General features: G+C 42.9%; 14 protein-coding genes. 8 read left to right on the top strand and 6 right to left on the bottom strand.

Going from position 1 to position 21,782, the window contains the following annotated elements:
- Positions 1-12: 12 nt before the first annotated feature.
- Positions 13-1,953, bottom strand: coding sequence for a DNA topoisomerase (ATP-hydrolyzing) subunit B (gene gyrB / locus DMZ48_RS11645; RefSeq protein WP_143955330.1), 1,941 nt, complete (start codon positions 1,951-1,953; stop codon positions 13-15).
- Positions 1,954-2,177: 224 nt separating this feature from the next.
- Positions 2,178-3,848, bottom strand: coding sequence for an asparagine synthase B (asnB, locus tag DMZ48_RS11640; protein WP_143955329.1), 1,671 nt, complete (start codon positions 3,846-3,848; stop codon positions 2,178-2,180).
- 251 nt (positions 3,849-4,099) lie between these two features.
- Here asnB and DMZ48_RS11635 point away from each other — a divergent pair, with 251 nt between their 5' ends.
- Positions 4,100-4,645, top strand: coding sequence for a DUF2911 domain-containing protein (locus DMZ48_RS11635; RefSeq protein ID WP_143955328.1), 546 nt, complete (start codon positions 4,100-4,102; stop codon positions 4,643-4,645).
- Positions 4,646-4,769: 124 nt separating this feature from the next.
- On the opposite strand, the gene DMZ48_RS11630 is transcribed toward DMZ48_RS11635, so the two are convergent.
- Positions 4,770-6,392, bottom strand: a complete 1,623-nt coding sequence (locus tag DMZ48_RS11630; RefSeq protein WP_143955327.1) for an amidohydrolase — start codon at positions 6,390-6,392, stop codon at positions 4,770-4,772.
- 120 nt (positions 6,393-6,512) lie between these two features.
- On the opposite strand from DMZ48_RS11630, the gene DMZ48_RS11625 reads away from it, so the two are divergent.
- Complete coding sequence (locus DMZ48_RS11625) at positions 6,513-8,777, top strand: FUSC family protein (RefSeq protein WP_162558708.1); 2,265 nt, start codon at positions 6,513-6,515, stop codon at positions 8,775-8,777.
- Here the strand turns inward: DMZ48_RS11625 and DMZ48_RS11620 are convergent.
- Positions 8,743-10,473 carry a TonB-dependent receptor gene (locus DMZ48_RS11620; protein WP_143955325.1) on the bottom strand — a complete coding sequence of 577 codons (1,731 nt, stop codon included), beginning with the start codon at positions 10,471-10,473 and terminating at the stop codon, positions 8,743-8,745. The two genes, DMZ48_RS11625 and DMZ48_RS11620, sit on opposite strands and share 35 nt — an antisense overlap.
- Positions 10,474-10,527: 54 nt before the next feature.
- On the bottom strand, positions 10,528-13,551 hold the full coding sequence (locus DMZ48_RS11615) for a tetratricopeptide repeat protein (protein WP_143955324.1): 3,024 nt from the start codon (positions 13,549-13,551) through the stop codon (positions 10,528-10,530).
- A 212-nt stretch (positions 13,552-13,763) separates the two neighbouring features.
- On the opposite strand from DMZ48_RS11615, the gene DMZ48_RS11610 reads away from it, so the two are divergent.
- The 4 genes from DMZ48_RS11610 (at position 13,764) to DMZ48_RS11595 (ending at position 16,677) form a co-directional block, all read left to right on the top strand.
- On the top strand, positions 13,764-14,447 hold the full coding sequence (locus DMZ48_RS11610; RefSeq protein WP_143955323.1) for a cell division ATP-binding protein FtsE: 684 nt from the start codon (positions 13,764-13,766) through the stop codon (positions 14,445-14,447).
- Between the two features lie 347 nt (positions 14,448-14,794).
- Complete coding sequence (gene ppgK / locus DMZ48_RS11605) at positions 14,795-15,550, top strand: polyphosphate--glucose phosphotransferase (protein ID WP_143955322.1); 756 nt, start codon at positions 14,795-14,797, stop codon at positions 15,548-15,550.
- Positions 15,551-15,569: 19 nt separating this feature from the next.
- Positions 15,570-15,887: a cupin domain-containing protein gene (locus DMZ48_RS11600; protein WP_143955321.1), complete on the top strand. Its 318-nt coding sequence runs from the start codon at positions 15,570-15,572 to the stop codon at positions 15,885-15,887.
- Between the two features lie 4 nt (positions 15,888-15,891).
- Positions 15,892-16,677 (top strand): SDR family oxidoreductase, encoded by a 786-nt coding sequence (locus DMZ48_RS11595; RefSeq protein ID WP_143955320.1) that lies wholly within the window; start codon positions 15,892-15,894, stop codon positions 16,675-16,677.
- 53 nt (positions 16,678-16,730) lie between these two features.
- On the opposite strand, the gene typA is transcribed toward DMZ48_RS11595, so the two are convergent.
- Positions 16,731-18,536, bottom strand: a complete 1,806-nt coding sequence (gene typA / locus DMZ48_RS11590; RefSeq protein WP_143955319.1) for a translational GTPase TypA — start codon at positions 18,534-18,536, stop codon at positions 16,731-16,733.
- 196 nt (positions 18,537-18,732) lie between these two features.
- Between typA and kdsA the strand changes: the two genes are divergently transcribed.
- Both kdsA and DMZ48_RS11580 read left to right on the top strand, forming a co-directional pair.
- A complete protein-coding gene (kdsA, locus tag DMZ48_RS11585; RefSeq protein WP_143955318.1) occupies positions 18,733-19,551 on the top strand; it encodes a 3-deoxy-8-phosphooctulonate synthase in 819 nt (272 codons plus the stop codon).
- 86 nt (positions 19,552-19,637) lie between these two features.
- On the top strand, positions 19,638-21,533 hold the full coding sequence (locus DMZ48_RS11580) for a TlpA disulfide reductase family protein (RefSeq protein ID WP_143955317.1): 1,896 nt from the start codon (positions 19,638-19,640) through the stop codon (positions 21,531-21,533).
- Positions 21,534-21,782: the final 249 nt, after the last annotated feature.

Genomic DNA, 21,782 nt, shown 5'->3' with positions numbered 1-21,782 from the left:
ATTTGATAAGCCCTATGCGTCGATGTTGGCGTATATGGCGTTCTTTTCGATAAATTCTCTACGAGGTGGTACTTCATCCCCCATAAGCATAGAGAAGATTCTGTCTGCCTCACTACCGTTATCGATAGTGACCTGACGTAAAGTCCTGAACTCAGGATTCATGGTAGTGTCCCACAATTGTTCTGCGTTCATCTCACCAAGACCTTTGTATCGCTGCACGTTTGCATTTCCTCCATACTCTGCGATCAGCGCCTCACGCTCCTTATCATTCCAGGCATAGTTCTTCTTAGCACCTTTTTTAACCAAATATAATGGTGGCGTTGCAATATAAACGTGTCCGTTCTCAATAAGCTCCTTCATATACCTGAAGAAGAAGGTAAGAATCAGTGTTGCGATGTGCGAACCGTCGACATCCGCATCACACATGATCACTATCTTATGGTAACGTAGTTTATCAAGGTTCAGCGCCTTACTATCCTCTTCTGTACCGATGGTAACTCCAAGGGCCGTAAAGATGTTTCGGATCTCTTCATTCTCAAACACCTTGTGCGACATAGCCTTTTCTACGTTCAGGATCTTACCTCTTAAAGGCAGAATCGCCTGGAAGTTCCTGTCACGACCTTGCTTAGCCGTTCCACCTGCGGAGTCACCCTCCACCAGGAACACTTCGCATTTTTCCGGATCCTGTTCTGAACAATCGGACAATTTACCGGGTAGCCCTCCACCGCTCATCACGGTCTTACGCTGTACCATTTCACGAGCCTTTCTAGCTGCATGGCGAGCCTGAGCAGCCAGGATCACTTTTTGTACGATCGATCTGGCATCGTTAGGATGCTCTTCCAGGTAGTTCTCCAGCATTTCGGAAACCGCCTGTGAAACTGCAGCGGTTACCTCTCTGTTTCCAAGTTTCGTTTTAGTCTGTCCTTCGAACTGAGGTTCTGCAACTTTAACGGAAACGATCGCTGTAAGTCCTTCACGGAAATCATCTCCGGAAATCTCAAACTTCAGTTTATCGAGCATACCCGAAGCATCTGCATACTTCTTAAGAGTTGTCGTAAGTCCTCTTCGGAAACCCGAAAGGTGTGTTCCCCCTTCATGGGTATTGATATTATTTACATAGGAATGCAGATTCTCATTGAAGGATGTATTATACACCATTGCTACTTCCACAGGGATATCATTCTTTTCCCCTTCCATAGCGATCACATCATCGATGAGTGGCTCACGATTACCATCCAGGAATTTTATAAATTCCTTAAGTCCTTCCTCACTATGGAATCGCTCTCCTAAATATTCGCCTTTTTCGTCTTTATTTCTTTTATCGGTAAGGGTTATAGAGATCCCTTTATTCAGGTATGCGAGTTCACGCATTCTGCTGGCAAGGGTATCATAACTATACTCCAGAGTTTGCTTAAAGATCTCATAATCGGGTTTAAAGGTAACAACGGTACCTCTCAGGTCGGTCTCCCCTACGGTTTTCACCGGGTATTGCGACTTTCCCCGCTCATATTCCTGCTCATAGATCTTTCCATCACGATATACGGTTGCTTTAAGATGCTCAGAAAGCGCATTCACACAAGACACCCCCACACCGTGAAGTCCACCGGAAACCTTATAGGAATCCTTATCGAATTTACCACCGGCACCGATCTTGGTCATTACCACTTCTAGTGCTGAGATTCCTTCTTTCTTATGAATATCTACCGGTATACCCCTACCGTTATCTTCTACGGTAATAGAATTATCTTCGTTAATAACTACCCTTATGGTATCACAATGTCCGGCCAAAGCCTCATCGATGGAATTATCCACCACTTCATATACCAAATGGTGCAATCCGCGCACCCCTACATCACCAATATACATGGAAGGGCGCATACGTACGTGCTCCATTCCCTCAAGTGCCTGAATACTATCGGCCGAGTATTGCTTTTTAGTAAGATCCTCGCTCATAAATTGTTTGAATTTTTTTCCAATATGGAATCAGACAAATATAACAAATCACCTCATAAACTTAGTCTTAATGCACTCTTAAAGCTTTCAAGTTATCAACATTAAATGTGAAAAAAAAAGCGCTACACACAGGTAACGCTTTTTTTTCATCCTTTTTGCAGAAAATTCAACTGAAAACCAGCCTTTCTGCATCATATTTTAATGCTCCGGAATATCTGACACCCTTATTTCTGATAGGCATCAGCGTGTACTTTAGCCACCGCACGTCCGGAAGGATCGTTCATGTTCCTGAATGCTTCATCCCATTCCAATGCGATCGGTGTACTACAGGCAACAGAAGGCACGGAAGGCACGCACAGAGCTGCTGCATCTGATGGAAAATGTTCTTCAAAGATAGATCGGTAGTAATATTCCTCTTTAGATGTAGGCGTCTGTATCGGGAACTTATATTGGGCATTAGCCAGTTGTTCATCCGTTACTTTCTCGTTTACCACTTCCTTAAGGGTATCGATCCAGCTATATCCAACTCCATCAGAGAACTGCTCTTTCTGTCTCCAGGCAACACTTTCGGGTAAATACGATTCGAAAGCTTTACGCACCACCCATTTCTCCATGCGCTCTCCATTGATCATCTTATCCTTAGGGTTGATTCGCATCGCCACATCCATAAACTCTTTATCAAGGAAAGGAACACGCCCTTCGATACCCCAGGCTGCAAGCGATTTGTTTGCTCTCAAACAGTCATACATGTGCAGCTTATCCAGTTTTCTTACGGTCTCTTCATGGAAGTCCTTTGGCGATGGCGCCTTATGGAAATACAGATACCCTCCGAAAAGCTCATCAGCCCCTTCTCCTGAAAGAACCATTTTAATCCCCATAGACTTGATCACTCTCGCCATCAGATACATAGGCGTTGAGGCACGTACGGTCGTGATATCATAAGTCTCCAGGTTATAGATTACATCCCGTATCGCATCGAGTCCTTCCTGTATTGTGAAAACGATCTCATGATGTACTGTTCCGATATGAGCAGCCACCTTTTTTGCCGCCGCCAGATCGGGAGAGCCTTCCAGCCCTACCGAGAATGAATGCAGCTGTGGCCACCAGGCATCAACCGTATCATCAGATTCAATGCGTTTTTGAGAATATTTCTTGGCAATAGCCGATGTCACAGAAGAATCGAGACCTCCCGACAACAAAACCCCGTAAGGAACATCAGACATAAGCTGACGATGTACCGCAGCTTCCAGTGCATCTCTGATCTCACTGATGCTCGTTTCATTCTCTTTCACGGCATCATATTCCATCCAGTCTCTTTCATACCATCGCTGAGGCTCACTTTCTCCCGAGATCAGATAATGTCCGGGAGGAAAAAGGGAAATCTTCGAACAAACCCCTTCCAAAGCTTTCAATTCTGAAGCAACATAGAAAGTTCCGTTGCGATCATAACCCATATAAAGCGGAATGATTCCCATATGATCTCTGGCCACAAAATAGGTATCGGTCTTTGTATCATAGATGGTGAACCCGAAAATACCGTTCAGCTCATCCAGAAAATCCGGACCTTTTTCCTGATACAATGCCAGGATAACCTCACAATCAGATTCAGTTTTGAATTTGTAGCTACCTTCGAATTGTTTACGCAGCTCACGATGATTATAGATCTCTCCATTTGCAGCCAGCACATAACGTCCGTCTTCACTGAACAAAGGTTGCTTCCCGGAGGCCGGATCTACGATCGCAAGTCTTTCATGAGCGAGGATCGCTTTCTCATTACTAAAGATACCACTCCAGTCTGGTCCGCGGTGACGAACCTTCTTTGACATCTCCAATAGCTGAGGGCGAAGCTCCTCTGCACTTTCCTTTAAATCAAAAGCACATACAATTCCACACATAATTCGATTGTTTAATTATTAATTCGAAGCAAATATTACATTATAAGTTTTAATTAAAAACCTTAATTTGAATTTCTATTACTATTCGAAACTTTAAAACTTATTTTATTGTAAATCTAAAACTAATTATTGTAAAAATCCGAAATATTCACACAGGAATGTAAGTTCCCAATGTTTTTATAAATGAAGTGATGTCCTTTCAGGAAACGCTAAACTTTTTGTAGTTTTATTACAAACAATAAATAGTAATCATGTCAAAGAAACTAATCGCAGGAATAACCCTGATCCTGGCCGTTATCTTCTCATCGGAGATCCAGGCTCAGAATTTTAGCGGGATCGATAAGAGCCCCGCAGATATTGTATATTATCGAATCGAACGTTCCTCACCACCCTTGATTAAGGTGGTTTATGGACGCCCTATGCTCAAAGGTCGCTCAGTCGGAAAAGACCTGGCTCCTTTTGGTGAGGTATGGCGTACCGGTGCAAATGAAGCCACAGAGATCCGTTTCTATCAGAATGTTTCCATCGGTGGCAAGGCAGTTCCTGCCGGAACTTATTCACTTTTCACCATACCCGGTGAAAAAGAGTGGACGATCATCATCAATAAAGATCTCGATGTCTGGGGCGCCTTCTCCTATAATGAAGCTAATGACGTTCTAAGATTTAATGTTCCGAGTGGATCCGGAGATAAATCTCTAGAGGCTTTCTCCATCGCCTTCGAGCCCGCAGAAAATGGCGCGAATATGCTCCTCGGCTGGGATAAACTCAGAGTCGCGGTTCCGATCACAATACTATAACTATATTATAAAAAAAAACTGCCGGTTTACTTCGGCAGTTTTTTTTTATAATATAGTTATAGTAAGTAACACTAGTGTCAATAGTGATATTAGTGCCACTTGTATTTCTCGCATTTTGTTGTCATTAAAAAACCCGCTTACCTCCTACATAGGTCGCTTTAACTTTTGTTTCCGGTATCTCGGTCTCCTCAACAGTCATAATGTCCCGGTCAAGTACTGTGAAATCTGCAAGTTTACCCGACTCAATACTCCCCTTTTCTTCTTCCTCAAAATTAGACCAGGCCGCCCAGATCGTCATACCTCTCAAGGTTTCTTCACGGGTCAAGGCATCCTCCATCTGGAACCCACCTTCCGGATAACCTTTCACATCCTTTCGAACCACAGCAGCATAGAATGTGAGAAACGGATTCACTTGCTCTACGGGAAAATCTGTGCCTAAGGCTACCCTCCCTGATTCTTCTAAAAGTTGTTTATAAGCATAAGCACCTTTCATCCGGTCAGGACCTAAACGATCTTCCGCCCAATACATGTCACTGGTGGCATGGGTTGGCTGTACCGATGGTACTATATTTTCAGAAAAATAATGGAAGTCGGCTGGATCGATTACCTGTGCGTGTTCTATTTTCCATCGACGATCCTGTTGCCCCTGAAGGGCCTTATCATAAGCTCTCAGAATTACAACATTGGCAGAATCTCCAATCGCATGGGTATTCATCTGGTAGTCACTGTCAGCAATTTTAATCGCAAGTGCTTCAATATCTGCCACAGGGGTAACCATTGCCCCAAAATGACCATGTTTATCACTATAAGGTGCCTTTAGTGCTGCACCTCTGGATCCAAGAGCCCCATCACCATATACTTTGACAGATCGAACATCCAAATGATCGGTCTTCACCACGCCCTTATCCAAAAAGTAAGCCACATCTTCTTTATTATTGCTCACCATAGCATAGATCCTGATATCGAGTTCCCCGGCTTTTTGCAAGCTGTCGATCAGCTCGATGATCTCCCTTGAAATTCCGGCATCATTAACCGTGGTGAGTCCGTATCCAAAACTGATCTCCTGAGCATCCTGCAGTGCTCTTATCTTTGTTGCCACATCAAAATCGGGAATGATCTTTTCTACCAACTCCATAGGTCGATCCACCAGTACGCCACTCGGTTTATCATCAACCAGAACCACTTCACCTCCCGGCACTTTAGTAGTTGCATCGATTCCGGCCAAATCGAGAACCTTCTGATTCACGAGATAGGCGTGTCCGTCAATACGTTCAAGAATCACAGGCGTATCCGGGTAAAGCACATCGAGTTGATCCTTCACCGGAAATTCCTTTTCTTCCCAGTCATTCTGATCCCATCCACGGCCAATAATCATGGTCGGTTGTTTTTCTTTTGCGAACTGATCAACACGGGAAAGCACTTCATCAAAACTATTGGTCCCTGTCAGGTCTACCTGTTGCTGATTCAGACCCAATCCGTAAAAATGGCAATGGGCATCGATTAGTCCGGGCACTATAGTCGCTCCTTCCATATCGATAACTGTATCGGCCGTAAAACGCTTCTGTAATTCCTCATCTTCACCTATTGCCGCAAAACGCCCTTCTACAATTGCAAAGGCGGTGGCTTTGGTCATCGAAGTATCTACCGTATACACATTGGCATTTATGATAAGCATATCGGCTTTTTCTTCCTTAGAACAAGCGATCAATGCTCCGAAAAGAAACAAGGTGAGTGCTTTTATTTTCATACTGTATAATTTATGACTTTACTTACACAAAAATATAATTCTGTTTTAAATAAGCTACAGTTCACTCTCGTAATCCTTAACTTATGTATGTATCTTTGCAGGGCGTTCATCCATTTCCGTATGCTCAACAAGCTCAACCATCTCATAAAAAGCTATAATTTCTCCAAAGGCCTGTTAACCACCTCAGCCATTTTCATAGCGATCGGTTTCTGCTATTATTTTTTCGATGTAGGGGTTGCGAGCAGCGTAGGGTTTGGGGTGTTGATCACATCCTTCAGCGATATTCCCGGTAGCCGAAGAGACCATCTTTTCGGTATGATCATCGCTATGTTTCTTGGAGCGACGAACAGTATTCTGATACACTTTTTTAAAGATACCATCTATCTGCTATACCCGGTTATGGCCATCCTTCTTTTTTGCAATGCCATGATCGCAGTCTATGGATTCAGAGCCTCTCTGGTTTCCTTTGGCGGACTCCTGGCGATCTGTGTAAGTTTCGCACATCACCGTTCCGGATCTGATATTTTCATGCATGCACTCTATATGTTATGCGGTGGCGTCTGGTATCTTTTACTTTCGCAGGTTTTCAACAAACTCAGATCCAAAGCTTATATCGAGGAATTGCTCAAGGATTGTATGTCGCTTACAGCCGAATATCTCGAAAAGAAAGCGAATCGAATCACAGGAGACGGTGACCGTGAAGGACTTCATGAAATCTTCGAACTTGAGAACACCATCAATGAAAAGCACGAAAACATAAGAGATCATCTTCTCCATTTCCGACAACATTCAGGAACGATGAACCTTAAAAGACAGCAACTACTTATCTTTATAAAGCTCGTCGACATCCTCGAACTCAGTATCGCCAATCCATTAAAAGTGGCAGACAGTGACCGAGGAAATCCTGCATACCTGGCGATGACGGATTGTTTTATCAGCACTCTTACCAGTATTGCCGAGAACCTTCGTGAAATCGCAACCGCATACCCGGATTCTGCCATGCAGCCTGAACATGATTATGAAGGTGACATGGAAAAGCTGAAAGAAAGTATCAATGAATACCGGAACAGTATCGATGTGGTAAGCACGCCCGACCTTGTCATCAATTTCCGAAACCTCTATGACTTCGTGGAGAAGCTTTACCTCGAGATCATGGCTATCGAGCGGATTATCGGGGAAACCGGTAAGAAAAAAGCAGAGATCTCTGATGTGATCGAGCATCAAAAATTCATTCCGCAACATAATTACGACCTGAAAATTCTAATCGAGAACCTTAATGCGAATTCGCCGGTCTTCAAACATTCGCTGCGGCTTGTGATCACCATGCTTGCCGGATATACTGTTGGACACATCTTTGATATCCCGAATGCCTACTGGATCCTGCTCACCATCTTTGTGATCATGCGCCCGGGTTACGTATTAACCAAAGTTCGTTTTCGTGAACGGATCATCGGAACCCTGATCGGTGCACTGCTAGCATTTCCGATATTACTGCTTACCGGAAATACCCTTGTCTTGATTCTACTCACCTTTATCTCACTGGTACTGGGCCTCACCTTTACACAACATAATTACAAAGCTGCCGCTGCTTTTATTACGATATCGATCATTTTTATCTATTCGCTATTGACCCCGGATTCCATGGCCGTGATTCAATACAGGGTGATGGACACGTTGATCGGTGGTGGACTCGCATGGCTATCGAATATATTACTTTGGCCAAACTGGGAAAAATACAATATGCATTACCTGTTACTGGATAGCATCAGAAAGATCAGTGGATATCTGGAATCCGTGCAAATCAGTTATCAGCTAAAGACAAGACCTGATACCGCCTATAAATTATCAAGAAAAAATGCTTTTATAGCGATCACCAATCTTTTGGCTGCTTTTCAAAGGATGACACAGGAACCCAAATCACAGCAATCGGGAATGCAGTTTCTGTATGAGGTTTGTGTAGTGATCCATACGGTCCTCTCCTCCACTGCAGCCGTGGGCGCGTTCATACAAAACCACCCTACGACCGAATGTTCAGTCTATGTGAATAATTACTTCAATGCGATCCTCCGTAATCTTCAGCTAAGCATTCAATTACTGGAAGGAAAGATTGAAGGTACCGAAATGAATGATGAAAGTGCCGCGGTGACCGGACAGGAATTCCTAAATCAATACCTCAACGATCTGAAAAGTGAACGCCTGCAGCAAATCGCTACCGGGGTCGCCAGATCAAACGAAGACAAAGCAAGACTTAAAGAAGCAAAGCTTATTTCCGATCAGCTCGAATGGTTATATGATCTTTCGAGAAACCTGTATCACGGATTGGAAAATTATCTCCAGAAGGAAGCGGCTATCAGAGATCAAATTTATACGATGCCCCGGCCATGATCTGCAATCCTTGAACCGGATAGTTCACCCATCGGTCATATTCATTCCCTGCGATATTATTGGCTCGGATAAATGCTGACAGCGGTTTACTAACCTGATACGCCAATCTTGCATTGATATCGAAATAACCATCGATGGAAACCACGGTTGGATCCAGCAGCATCGGAGTATCTATGAGATCCTTTCGCTCCCCTACATAGAACAGGTTCGCGCCAGCCAGCCATTTCTCTCCTATCTGATAATCCATGAATACAGATCCCTTGATCGTTGGAAGATTCCAAGCTTCTGCAGCCTCGTCGGTATTATAATCCAAAAATTCAGCGTTCAGTCCTAGATTGAAATTACGGTTGATATCAACATTAACCTCTCCCATTACCGATAGTATTTTCATATCATCATAAACCACCCCGAAACTGTTTCCATAACTATACCCTTCTTCATTACTCAGATAATTTACTGCATTTGATCGGTACAACGGGTTGTTATTGATCGCCGAATAGGACCCTTTCAAATTGTATCCTACCCCCTGCATGAATTTACCTTTCACCCCAACAAATGCGTTGTATTGCTCATCGGAAGGAACCATATTCAATGTAGGAGAAACAAAGGTGTTTCCCTGCACAAAATCATGGTAGTTATTTTGTGTCAATTCACCGGTAACTCCGGCATATGGAATAACAAACTCTTCAACCAGATTATAGGAAGCCTTTACGTTCGGGTAGATAAAAAAGTCATGGTCACTGCCTTCGATATCGAACCGATATACGATATTCGCACCGAGGTCGATCTTCAGATCTTCTTCCAGAATTACCAGTCCGGGTGATATAGTTGTGGTAAGGTTACTGTATTTAAGATCATCGGTTGCCGCATAATTACTTTTAAAATTCCCCTGCAGGAAATCGAGTTTTACACCCAGATCTATATATTCCGTGGAAATAGGCAACTCGAACGATGGTTGTAGTATCAACCTGTTCTCACCGGAACTGAAGCCATCCCAGAATCGTCGGAATTTAGCTTCTGCTCCTTTAAAGAAGGAATCCTTGAAATCGATATTCCCCCCCAGTTCAGCAGTATAATAAGCCTGTCTTTCATCGATACCATCGATTTGAGATTCAGAATATAGCTCCTGTGGAATCCCGTACCAATTATAGATCTGATGGCGAAAACCACCATTCACTCCCCAGCTCATATAGCGATCCTGCATTCTGTAACCACCTTCCAGTGAAGTATCAAAATAGCGATCATCCAGCACTACCTCATCAATACCCCCCTGAGAGGAATTATGATTTAGTGAAAGGTCTAAATTTTCTTCCCGGTTCAAGGCGATACTGGTATAGAAATCTACCAGTGCCGCAGAATAATTCCCGAGCCCCACAGAAGCAAAAGTATTATACAATTCTTCTTTAGGCGCTTTCTTGAGTCCGGTCGCCTTTCCTTTAGCGGGGGTAAACGTGGAAGCTACAGGAACGGAAAAGATCGTGTAGTTCACATTTCGCTTCACGGTAGTGATCGAATCGTCCAGACGTGGTTGAATATTGATCTTATTGGCATCCCCGATGGTTGGATTGTATTGTTTTACCACATCCACCACTTCCGTTCCTATGTTCTTATCCTTATCTTCATTTTTTTCCTGAGCAACAAGTTGTCCGCAGGCAAGTAATCCCAGAACCAGGACACATGAGGTTTTCTTTTGCATATAATTTCGAGCTGAAAAGTTGAAATTCAATTTCGTGTTCATGGATTCCCGTTCTTAGTTTTGATTTGGATTGATTGATGAATTACGCTGTGACTCTTTTGATTTTACGATCATAAGCTCCTTTTTGGCATCTTCTACGATCTCCGGATAATCCTTAAAATTCTCGATTACGCTTTCCAGGATATAACTTGCCTGAAATGCATCATCCAACGCATAAAAGTTCTTTGCCATAATGATCAGTCCCTTTCCTCCAGTTTCTTTATAAGAAGCATATTTTTGAGCCAATTGCTGAGCTGCAGCATTCGAACCTTCATAGTCACCATCCTGGTTTTTAAAGTAGGCATCATAATAAAGGGCCTCTGCTGCCAGGGATCCCGTTGCCACCTGCGCCACTTTCTCATAAGCCTGACGTGCCTTGGTCTCATTTCCGGTCTTGATCGAAGAACGTGCGATCATCACCCAGGCATCGCTTTTGATACGGTCATCGATCGATGCGTTCGACAATACCCTTTCAGCATATTCAAGGGTTTTAGGATAATTTCCGGTTTCGTAGTAAGCTTTCATCAGATTTGACTGTGCAAAAATTCTGTTTTGCTCATAACCTGCGGATTGTTCGAGTCTGATCAGAAGCGGGATAGCTTTATCCGTATTCTTAGCATTCAGATAGATATCTCCTAAACGGGCAAGCGATTCTTCTGTAAAATCGTTTTGACCTCCGGTTACGATCTTTTCGTAATAAGGAGTTGCTGCGGAAGGATTGTTCTGTTTGGTATAGATCTGTGCCAAATAATAATTCGCCTTCAGGGCATGTCTTCCATTTGGAAACTGTGACAAATAAGCGGACAATCCTTTAATGGCACGATCATAATTATTCTCCACATAGTTTCGTTCGGCCGACTCAAAGGAGGCATTATCGAGTTCTGCATCGGTAACCTCTACAAAATCCAGTTGTTTCACCCAGGCCGCATATTCATTCACTCGGCCTTCATCCACATAGATCAACTTTGCGGTCTCAACTGCTTGCACAGCCTCCGGGGTATTGTTATAATCCCGAACGACCTTTTTAAATCGCTCCAATGCTTTCTCATTCTCACCATTATTGTAATAAACGAGACCTTCCCGAAGGATCGCCTTCGGAACAAAGGAACTCATCGGATACGATGCTTCAAGTTTTCTATAGGCTTCAATTCCGGCTGAGGAGTTATTCGCATTCACATAGGTATTCCCTAATTCGTATAGTGCATCATCCTTAAGGGTTGAGTTTGGATACGACCTTACAAAATCCTCCAGATTCTTCACCTTATCTGCCCCGCGGTTTACAAAACCATAGCTAAGCGCTTTTTGAAAATATGCGTAATCAGATCCACCACCACCCATGGCGATCACCTTGTTATACGCTTCCATCGCAGGCCAGTACTGACTGGTCGCGAAGTTACTATCTCCCAAACGCAGCCAGGCATCTTTTTCTCTTGCCTGGTTCTCTTTAGGTACTGCTACATATTTTTTAAAATAATCTCCGGCACTTTCATAGTTCTTTTGCTTGAAATAGCAATACCCCAGATTATAATTAAGATGTTCATATTCTTCGGTCTGAATAGCTGCAGGCATTTGTTCGAATTGCTTATATCCGATCAGTGCTTCATTATAATCTCCGGTCAGGTAATCGCATTCAGCCTTCCAGAAAGTTGCTCGAGCTGTATATTTTTCCTGTTGCGGCTCTTTTAGCGATCGTTGCAGATAATCACCCGCCGCCTGATAATTTCCTTCATTGAAAAGTTCGAGTCCATGATAGAAAGCTACTTTCTGGTAGGCCGCCTTATTGCGGAAACTCTTATTATTCTCAAGCAGATCCAGTGCCTGTTCGTAATTTTTTGAAGTGATATAGGAATCCACCAATAATTCACCGATCTCATCCTTATGCTGACTGTCCGGATATTTCTCGATATAGGCCATTAACACTCCCGGAACGCTTTCATACGGATTCCCGATCTCATAACTCAGTCTTGCATAGTTCAACCAGGCATCTCTGCTGATCTGGTCGTCAAAGGTCATATTTGCAGAATTTCTGAACGCATTCAAAGCCTGTTGTTTCTGATCCAGTTTCAGATAACATTCCGCCAGGTGATAATAAGCATTCTGCGCAACGAAATTGCTTCCATCGATGATCTTGTTAAACTGACCGATAGCTTCAGCGTAGGCTCCCTGTTTATAATAGGCATACCCCAACTGGTAATAATCGGTATTGTTCCATTTACCGCCGCTTCCTTTATATTCTTTCAAATAAGGAATCGCCGCTTCATATTCTCCTTTATTAAAATAACTTTCACCGATAATCTTATTGAGTTCCGAAGCCTCCTTTCGGTCGGCTTTAGCCAGTTGTTCCTTCGCCAGAGCGATCGCTTTGTCAAAGTTCCCCAACTTAAAGTTCATATCGGCCTGGTAATAAGAAAGGTTCTCCGACAACTCCTGATCGGAAGACACCTGATCGAAATAACGGTTCGCCTGGTTATAATCATCGCTCTGATACGCCATATAACCGATATAATATTTCGCTTGAGAACCGTATTTCTTCGATGCGGATACTTTGTCGAGATAACTGCGTGCATCTCTGTAATTTCTAGAGGCGAACAGCGCATACCCTTTCTTGAAATTGAACTCCTCGCGCTCCCCGTTAGACATACCCTGATCTTCCGCCTTGTTATACCACCGAAGTGCATTTGGATATTTGCCCTGACCAAAATAATAATCGGCCACATCCATATACGCTGAATTGCGTTTTGTGGAAGTCGGATATCGTTCGACAAAAGTCTCCATCAGGTCCTCCGCTCCCAGCTGATTAGTACGAATAGCGGCATTGGCGATATAATAGGAGGCGTTCGCCTGCATTTCTTCATCTTCGGTATTTTCAAGCACATTGCGAAATACCGCTTGTGAAGCCTGATATTGCTTGTTATTGTACAATTCAAGGCCTTCCTGAAAATCTTTTCCGTTATACGTATATATTTTAGATTGTTGTGCACTGATGCCGGAAAGCGACAGTGTAAATATGGATAAACACAATTTGTGGGTCAGGTTCATAGAAGCAAATTTTCAACTCAAAAATAATAGAACAAACATAGTTATAACGGTGGAAATATGTTATAATTATCTGAAAGATGGAATAAACTTATAAACAGGAAATCCACATCCCTGTACTGCAGGAGGTTGTATTCCTCAATATTGGATCAATAAAAATATGATTTTGAAAAAATGATTAAGTTCTTACCTTTACCATTCAGTATTGCTAGACCATGAACGACATTATTCTTGAATTGAGAGATGTTGCGATTTACCAGCGTGAAAATCTGGTTTTGAGCGAGATCAACCTGACCATAAGCAAAGGCGAATTCGTATACCTGATCGGTAAGACAGGAAGCGGAAAGAGTAGCTTTATGAAAACGTTATACGGTGACCTGCCCCTGACTCAGGGATCCGGGAGTATCGTAGAGTTCGATCTTCGCTCGTTGAAAGAAAGAGACATCCCATATTTAAGAAGAAAACTGGGAATCGTATTTCAGGATTTCAAATTGTTACCTGACCGGACTATCAACGAAAATTTAAAGTTCGTACTCAAAGCAACCGGCTGGAAAGATAAAGAGCTGATCGACGCCCGTATCGAAGAGGTACTGAAAAAGGTGGGCATGGCCACCAAAGGTTTCAAATTCCCACATCAGCTTTCCGGAGGTGAACAACAAAGGGTTGCGATCGCCAGAGCGCTGCTCAATGACCCGGAACTAATTCTCGCCGATGAGCCCACAGGAAACCTGGATCCTCAGACCAGTGTAGAAGTCATGAAGGTCTTAAAGGAGATCAATGCCAGTGGAAGAACCATTTTGATGGCCACTCATGATTATGCCTTGCTACTCAAATTCCCGTCAAAAACCTTAAAATGTGATGGAAGTAAGGTTTTTGAGGTGGTCCAAAAAAGTGTTTAATGAGTGTCGAGCACCTTTGGTGCTCAGTGTCGATCCTGATCGCTTACGCGATCATTTCTCCAGTGTTACGGTTTGTTTTACTGGCGCAAAATTACCTTGAGTGACCGTACTGCTCGCTTCCCTTCGGGGCGCATTGCTCTTTTTGCTGATACAAAAATTCTTTGGTCGATGCCAATCGACCTTTTATGATTGAGACAGAATTAATTCTTAATTCTTAATTCTTAATTAAATCAACAATTCATCACCTTCTTCAAAGCTTCGAATGATGATTATTCTCAAAAAATATGGATAATCATTCGTAAACTATTAATTTTATAATGTAATCTACCATTAAATCAAATTAAAGCATGGAAGTATTAGGAATAGACGTGGGTGCTTCGGGGATCAAGGGTGCACTGGTTGATATAGAAACAGGTGAAATGCTCACAGAAAGATTCCGGATTCCTACGCCAGATCCAGCCACTCCTAAATCTGTAACCCGGGTAATCCGGGAGATTATCGACCACTACAAATGGAATGGTCCTGTAGGGTGCGGCTTTCCTACCTCTATCAAGAACGGAATCTGTTTAACCGAAAGTAATCTTGACGAAAAATGGATCGGGGTCAATACGGAAGAATATTTCGAAAAACATACCGGACTCCCGTTCAAAGTACTAAATGATGCAGATGCAGCAGCGTTGTGTGAAATGCGTTTCGGAGCGGGTGTCGGCCATAATGGATTCGTACTGGTAATTACGGTGGGTACCGGACTGGGTTCCGGGGCATTCTTTAACGGGGAACTCATCCCTAATTTTGAGTTAGGGCAATTATATTATAAGAAATACAAGAAAATTGAGCACTATGCGGCGAATTCCGTACGCAAGGATAAAGCCATGAGCTTTAAAAAATGGGGCAAACGATTCAATAACTTCCTGAAATATGTAGAACTCATTCTCTCTCCCGATCTTTATATCATCGGGGGCGGCGCGAGTAAATATATGGAAGAATTTGAAGCCTATATCGACGTGAATACCCCCCATATAACGGCAAGTTCCCTCAATGAAGCCGGGATTATCGGTGCAGCCATGGCTGCTGAATCTCTGGTTCGTTCCAATATTAAATAAACTAAAGCAAGTACCTCAAATGCTTATAAATCTAAATGAAACAGAAAGTCGGGAGCTCATTCCCGGATTTCATGGTAAAATGATTCATACCGATAAAATAACCATCGCATACTGGGAGGTGGAAGCCGGAGCTGAAATTCCGGAACACAGTCATCATCACGAACAGACCATGCAGGTCACGGAAGGAACATTCGAACTTACCGTCGATGGCGAAACCCGTACGTATCAAAAGGGAGAACTTGTGTATCTGGCACCTCATGTAAAGCATGGTGGCCGAGCCATCACCTCCTGTAAGATCACCGACATCTTCTGCCCGGTACGCGAAGAATACAGATAAAATTATGAACATATCATTAGTTGGCAAACACGCACTGGTTGGCGGAAGTAGTCGGGGCATCGGGAGAGCGATTGCCGAAGAACTCGCAGCCTGTGGCGCCAGTGTTACGTTAATGGCCCGTAATCGTGAGAAGTTGATGGAGATCGTCTCAAAACTTCCGACGAATCAGGGGCAAAAACATGAATATCTGGTGGCCGATATCACCCACTTCGGCACCTTCAAGAATATCATCCAGGCACATATAAAAGAATTTCCTGTAGATATTCTGGTGAACAATACGCCGGGACCTGCTCCCGGATTTGTACTAGAAAAGAATGAGGATGATTTCGCAGAAGCCTTTGATCTACTCTTTAAAACCATTTGCCATATCACCCTGGAAGCGGTTCCTTACATGCGTAAAAAAGGTTTCGGGCGTATCATAAACGTTACCTCTGTTACGGTAAAGGAGCCTAAACCGGAATTGGTTTTATCCAACAGTATTCGCTCTGCTATTGTAAGCTGGGCCAAATCCCTTTCACAGGAACTGGCATCTGATGGTATCACGGTCAACAATATCCTCACCGGATATTTCGATACCGAGCGTCTTGATGAAGTGAATAATAAAAAATCGGAAAGGTCCGGTAAATCAATCGAGGACCTGAAAAAAGAAATGGCGGAAAGTGTACCTATGGGTCGCATCGGCGATCCGAAAGAATTCGGATATCTCTGTGCTTTCCTGGCTTCTGACAAGGCAGCTTATATCAATGGTGCCAGCATACCGATCGATGGCGGAATCCTGCGATCTGTTTAAAAAATAAAAGGACCGTTGTCACGGTCCTTTTTATGTATCATAGAAACTGGTAATTATCCCAGTTGTTTTTCCATACGCTTACGCTCATTCTCATCAAGATAGATCTTACGAAGACGCAACGCTTTTGGGGTTACTTCAACATATTCATCCTTCTGGATATATTCCAGAGCCTCTTCCAGAGAAAACTTGATCGGTGGAGCAAGTTTCACCTTATCATCAGCTCCTGCAGAACGAACGTTAGAAAGTTTTTTGGTCTTGGTAACGTTAACGGTCATATCATCACCACGTGAATTCTCACCGATCACCTGACCTGTGTAAATGTCTTCACCCGGGTGAATAAAGAATTTACCACGCTCCTGAAGTTTATCCAGCGAATAAGGAATAGCCGTTCCTTTTTCCATAGAAATCAGGGAACCATTGATCCTTCCCGGAATCTCACCTTTGTAAGGCTGGAATTCAAGGAATCTGTGATTCATGATCGCCTCACCAGCAGTAGCTGTTAGCAGTTGATTTCTCAACCCGATGATACCTCTCGAAGGAATATTGAACTTGATGATCATTCGTTCTCCTTTAGGCTCCATACTCAGCATTTCACCTTTACGTTGTGTTACCATCTCAACTGCACGTCCTGAAACATCTTCCGGAAGATCGATAGTAAGCTCTTCGATCGGTTCACATTTCACACCGTCGATTTCTTTGATAATAACCTGCGGCTGTCCGATCTGTAACTCATACCCTTCTCTTCTCATGGTCTCGATAAGTACAGAAAGGTGAAGTACCCCTCTACCGAAAACCATAAACTTATCGGCACTGTCTGTTGGCTCAACACGTAGTGCAAGGTTCTTTTCCAATTCCTTTTCCAGACGTTCCTTGATGTGACGTGAAGTAACAAACTTACCATCTTTACCGAAGAACGGTGAATCATTGATCGTAAAGAGCATACTCATTGTAGGCTCATCGATCGCGATGGTTGGCAACCCTTCAGGGTTCTCAAAATCTGCCACGGTATCTCCGATATCAAATCCTTCGAGTCCGGCGATAGCACAGATATCTCCTGCCTGAACTTCATCAACCTTTTTACGGCCGAGTCCGTCAAATGTATGTAATTCTTTAATCTTAGATTTTACGATGCTGCCATCACGTTTTACAAGAGAAACATTCATTCCTGCACGAAGAACACCTCGCTGTAAACGTCCGATCGCAATCCTTCCGGTAAAAGCCGAATAATCGAGGGAAGTGATCAGCATTTGAGCAGTACCCTCTTCCACTTTAGGGGAAGGAATATGTTCCACTACCATATCGAGTAATGGTTCGATGTTGGAAGTTTGGTTACGCCAGTCATCAGACATCCAGTTGTTCTTGGCAGAACCATAAACAGTTGGGAAATCCAACTGCCATTCCTCAGCACCAAGTTCGAACATCAGGTCGAATACTGATTCATGTACTTCTTCAGGAGTACAGTTCTCTTTATCCACTTTATTGACTACCACGATCGGCTTCAACTTCATTGAGATCGCTTTTTGCAGTACAAAACGAGTCTGCGGCATAGGTCCTTCAAAAGCATCTACCAACAACAATACACCATCAGCCATGTTCAGTACACGTTCAACCTCTCCTCCGAAATCGGCGTGACCGGGAGTATCGATGATATTGATTTTAATACCTTTATAGTTAACGGAAACGTTCTTAGACAGAATGGTGATACCACGCTCTCTTTCCAGGTCATTATTATCGAGGATCAGTTCTCCTGTTTCCTGATTATCTCTGAAAAGTTCACAGTGGTGCAATATTTTATCAACCAGCGTAGTTTTACCGTGGTCAACGTGGGCTATGATAGCAATATTCTTAATGGATGTCATACAACCTTTTGTTTTAAGGCGGCAAAGGTAAGCTTTATTTTGCAGTCGGTACACTAAAAAAAATTAAAATAATAGTAAGCCTGTCATTACCCCCATCTTTCTGATATATTACCAGTTACGTTATTACACTTCACAAATGATCACGGTGAATGATTTTGAAGTTAAAACAGTATCTTTGCGCTTTAATTCAAAAAATATGGACTTAAATAAAATTCCACAGATAAAACACACCAACAGTAACAACTTCTTTTTGCTAGCGGGACCCTGCGCTATCGAGGGTGAAGAAATGGCAATGCGAATCGCTGAAAAAGTGGTTGCCATCACCGACAAACTGGAGATTCCATATGTTTTTAAAGGCAGTTTTAAGAAGGCGAACCGTAGCAGGATCGATTCCTTTACCGGTATCGGCGATGAAAAGGCGTTGAAGATTTTAAAGAAGGTTTCGGAAACCTTCGGTGTCCCAACCGTTACCGATATCCATGAGATCAGTGATGCTGCTCTGGCTGCGGAATATGTCGATATTTTACAAATTCCAGCATTTTTAGTGCGTCAGACCGACCTTGTGGTAGCGGCTGCAGAAACCGGAAAGACTGTTAACCTAAAAAAAGGTCAGTTCATGAGCCCGGAAAGCATGAAGCACGCGGTACAAAAAGTAAAAGATTCCGGAAACGAGCAGGCGATCATCACCGACAGAGGTACCATGTTCGGATACCAGGATATGATCGTGGATTTCAGAGGAATCCCAACGATGAAACAATATGCACCGGTAGTACTGGATGTAACCCATTCATTACAACAACCCAATCAGACCAGTGGTGTAACCGGAGGAAGACCCGATATGATCGAAACCATCGCTCGTGCGGGAGTTGTCACCGGTGTTGACGGACTTTTCATGGAAACACATTTCGATCCGGCGAATGCAAAGAGTGACGGAGCAAACATGTTGCACCTGGACTACCTTGAAAAGCTATTGAGCAATCTGGTTGCGATCCGTAAAACCGTGAACGCTCTTTAATTTTCACAAAGATTTAACGGTGAGTAAATTCTTGGTTTTGTAGGAATTAGATATCTTTTACACTTAATTCAATCAAAATTAAGCTTATGAGAACCATCAAAACCACCATTTTGACCTCCGCTGTATTACTTTCTTTAGCTGCTTGTAACACAAGTGAAGATAAAGGCTTACAGCTGGGGTCACTCTATCTTTCCGATGCCAAACCTAAGGCTGGGGAAGAGTTAGTCTTGAAATACCAAGGCGAAAAACCCGAAGAATCATTCTACTATTATGCGGTCAATGAAAAATTCTATCCTGCAGATGTGGAATTTAAAAAAATGGACAGTCTCTATCAGGCGTCTATCAAGGTTCCGGATAGTGCCGGAATACTTTCCTTCACTTTGAAATCTGAGAACGGACAGATCTCCAATGACAAAAAAGGTTTTATTGTACCTGTATACGGAACCGATGGTAAGATCACTTCAGATGCGGACCTACAGGAAGTATTGTATAAATGGCGTTATAAAGATTCACACGAACTGGAAGTGAACACCGATAGTCTGGCTGGTAAGGTGGCATCTGCTTTTGCAGCTAATCCGGAACTTAAGGACAAATATTTTATCACCTACGCATCATTATTCGCCAGATCATCTCCAGAAACAGCTAAACCAATTCTCACGAACAGGATCGACGAATTACTTTCCAAAGAGGAGATTTCCCAAAAAGACTATGAAGATGCAGCCACGCTCTATGTGATGAACGGAAAGCGCCAACAATATGATTCATTGAATACGGTCATCGCGGAAAAATTTCCGGAAAGCAATGCTGCTAAGATGGCGTTCTTTAAGGATTTCAACGATCCTGAAAATTCTAAAGAAGATATTCTGGAAAAATATAAAGAGCGTTTCGGTTCAGACATGTACAGTAATTACATGAACAGTACACTGGCAAGGGTATGCCTGGATAGTGATCCGGCAAAGTGCAAAGCCTATATCGATGAGATCGATGGTCCGGTAAGCAAAGCCAGCGCGATTAATAATGTGGCATGGACCCTTGCGGAATCGGGAAAGAAACTGGAGTTCGCAGAAGAGATCTCTAAGGAATCATTAGACATTATCGAAAAAGAGATCGCCTCACCCACCACCGTTCCCTCCTATGCCTCTCCTAAACAATACAAGAAAAACCTTGAGAGTTCTTACGGGATGTATGCTGATACTTATGCCCTCATTCTTTTCAAACAGGGCAAAGTAAAAGAAGCGATCAACTATCAAAAGAAGGCTTTAGATGTCTATAGCTCTCCGGATGCAGCAGCTCGATATGTGGAATTCCTGATGGCAGATGAACAATATCAAACCGTCGAAAGTGAGGCTTCGAAAATGATCGAAGAGAATAAGGCAACTGCAGATACCAAAAAATACCTTAAGGAAGCCTTTATAGCTAATGGTAAAGATGCGGCTGCCTTTGACAGTTATTTAGCAGAATTGGAAGCAAAAGGACATGCAAGTCTGGTTGCAGAAGTAAAAAAGGAGATGATGGATGAAGAGGCTCATCCCTTCACATTAAAAAATATCAAAGGTGAAATGATCGATCTCGCTACACTTAAAGGTAAAACCGTAGTATTGGATTTCTGGGCAACCTGGTGTGGGCCTTGTAAAGCTTCCTTCCCGGGAATGCAAAAAGCAGTAGAAAAATTCAAGGATCATGAGAATGTAGTATTTCTGTTTATCGACACCATGGAATCAGGTACCGATGAAGAAAGAGTTAATCTTACTTCTGAGTTTATAACCGCTAATAATTATTCATTCAATGTAGTTTTGGATCAAACTGTGGAAGAAGGGAGTAGAGATTTCCAGGTCGCATCTGACTATGGGGTGACCGGTATTCCTACCAAGATCATTATAGGACCTGATGGCAAAATTAAATTTGAATCTGTTGGTTTTGGAGGCAGTAGTGAAAAACTAGTAGACGAACTCTCCATTATGATAGAACTCGCCGGATCTTAAGATTATAACCACTTCATAAAAAAGCCACCCTTCCGGTGGCTTTTTTTTATGCTTTTATTGCTTCACCATGTTACAGTGTTACAACGTTACATGTGACAGAAGACAGAGAACAGAAAACAGAATACGGAAAACGGATTACAGAAAACAGTTTACTGCATAGAGCATACTGCTTCACTTCTTCACTATCTAACATGTAACAATGTTACCGTGTTACGGGGTGACTTGAAACAGAATACGGAAAACGGATTA

This window comes from Robertkochia solimangrovi, from assembly GCF_007279655.1.
Classification (GTDB): domain Bacteria; phylum Bacteroidota; class Bacteroidia; order Flavobacteriales; family Flavobacteriaceae; genus Robertkochia; species Robertkochia solimangrovi.
The sequence above is the reverse complement of the archived record's forward strand: the minus strand, read 5'-3'. Positions and strand labels throughout refer to the sequence as shown.

Excerpts from the sequence above, each read along its gene's own strand:
- DMZ48_RS11620 (WP_143955325.1), bottom strand. The coding sequence starts at position 10,473 with ATGCAAAAGAAAACCTCATGTGTCCTGGTTCTGGGATTACTTGCCTGC.
- kdsA (WP_143955318.1), top strand. The coding sequence starts at position 18,733 with ATGGACTTAAATAAAATTCCACAGATAAAACACACCAACAGTAACAAC.
- DMZ48_RS11635 (WP_143955328.1), top strand. The coding sequence starts at position 4,100 with ATGTCAAAGAAACTAATCGCAGGAATAACCCTGATCCTGGCCGTTATC.
- ppgK (WP_143955322.1), top strand. The coding sequence starts at position 14,795 with ATGGAAGTATTAGGAATAGACGTGGGTGCTTCGGGGATCAAGGGTGCA.
- DMZ48_RS11615 (WP_143955324.1), bottom strand. The coding sequence starts at position 13,551 with ATGAACCTGACCCACAAATTGTGTTTATCCATATTTACACTGTCGCTT.
- DMZ48_RS11630 (WP_143955327.1), bottom strand. The coding sequence starts at position 6,392 with ATGAAAATAAAAGCACTCACCTTGTTTCTTTTCGGAGCATTGATCGCT.
- DMZ48_RS11610 (WP_143955323.1), top strand. The coding sequence starts at position 13,764 with ATGAACGACATTATTCTTGAATTGAGAGATGTTGCGATTTACCAGCGT.
- DMZ48_RS11580 (WP_143955317.1), top strand. The coding sequence starts at position 19,638 with ATGAGAACCATCAAAACCACCATTTTGACCTCCGCTGTATTACTTTCT.
- DMZ48_RS11625 (WP_162558708.1), top strand. The coding sequence starts at position 6,513 with ATGCTCAACAAGCTCAACCATCTCATAAAAAGCTATAATTTCTCCAAA.
- gyrB (WP_143955330.1), bottom strand. The coding sequence starts at position 1,953 with ATGAGCGAGGATCTTACTAAAAAGCAATACTCGGCCGATAGTATTCAG.
- DMZ48_RS11600 (WP_143955321.1), top strand. The coding sequence starts at position 15,570 with ATGCTTATAAATCTAAATGAAACAGAAAGTCGGGAGCTCATTCCCGGA.
- typA (WP_143955319.1), bottom strand. The coding sequence starts at position 18,536 with ATGACATCCATTAAGAATATTGCTATCATAGCCCACGTTGACCACGGT.
- DMZ48_RS11595 (WP_143955320.1), top strand. The coding sequence starts at position 15,892 with ATGAACATATCATTAGTTGGCAAACACGCACTGGTTGGCGGAAGTAGT.
- asnB (WP_143955329.1), bottom strand. The coding sequence starts at position 3,848 with ATGTGTGGAATTGTATGTGCTTTTGATTTAAAGGAAAGTGCAGAGGAG.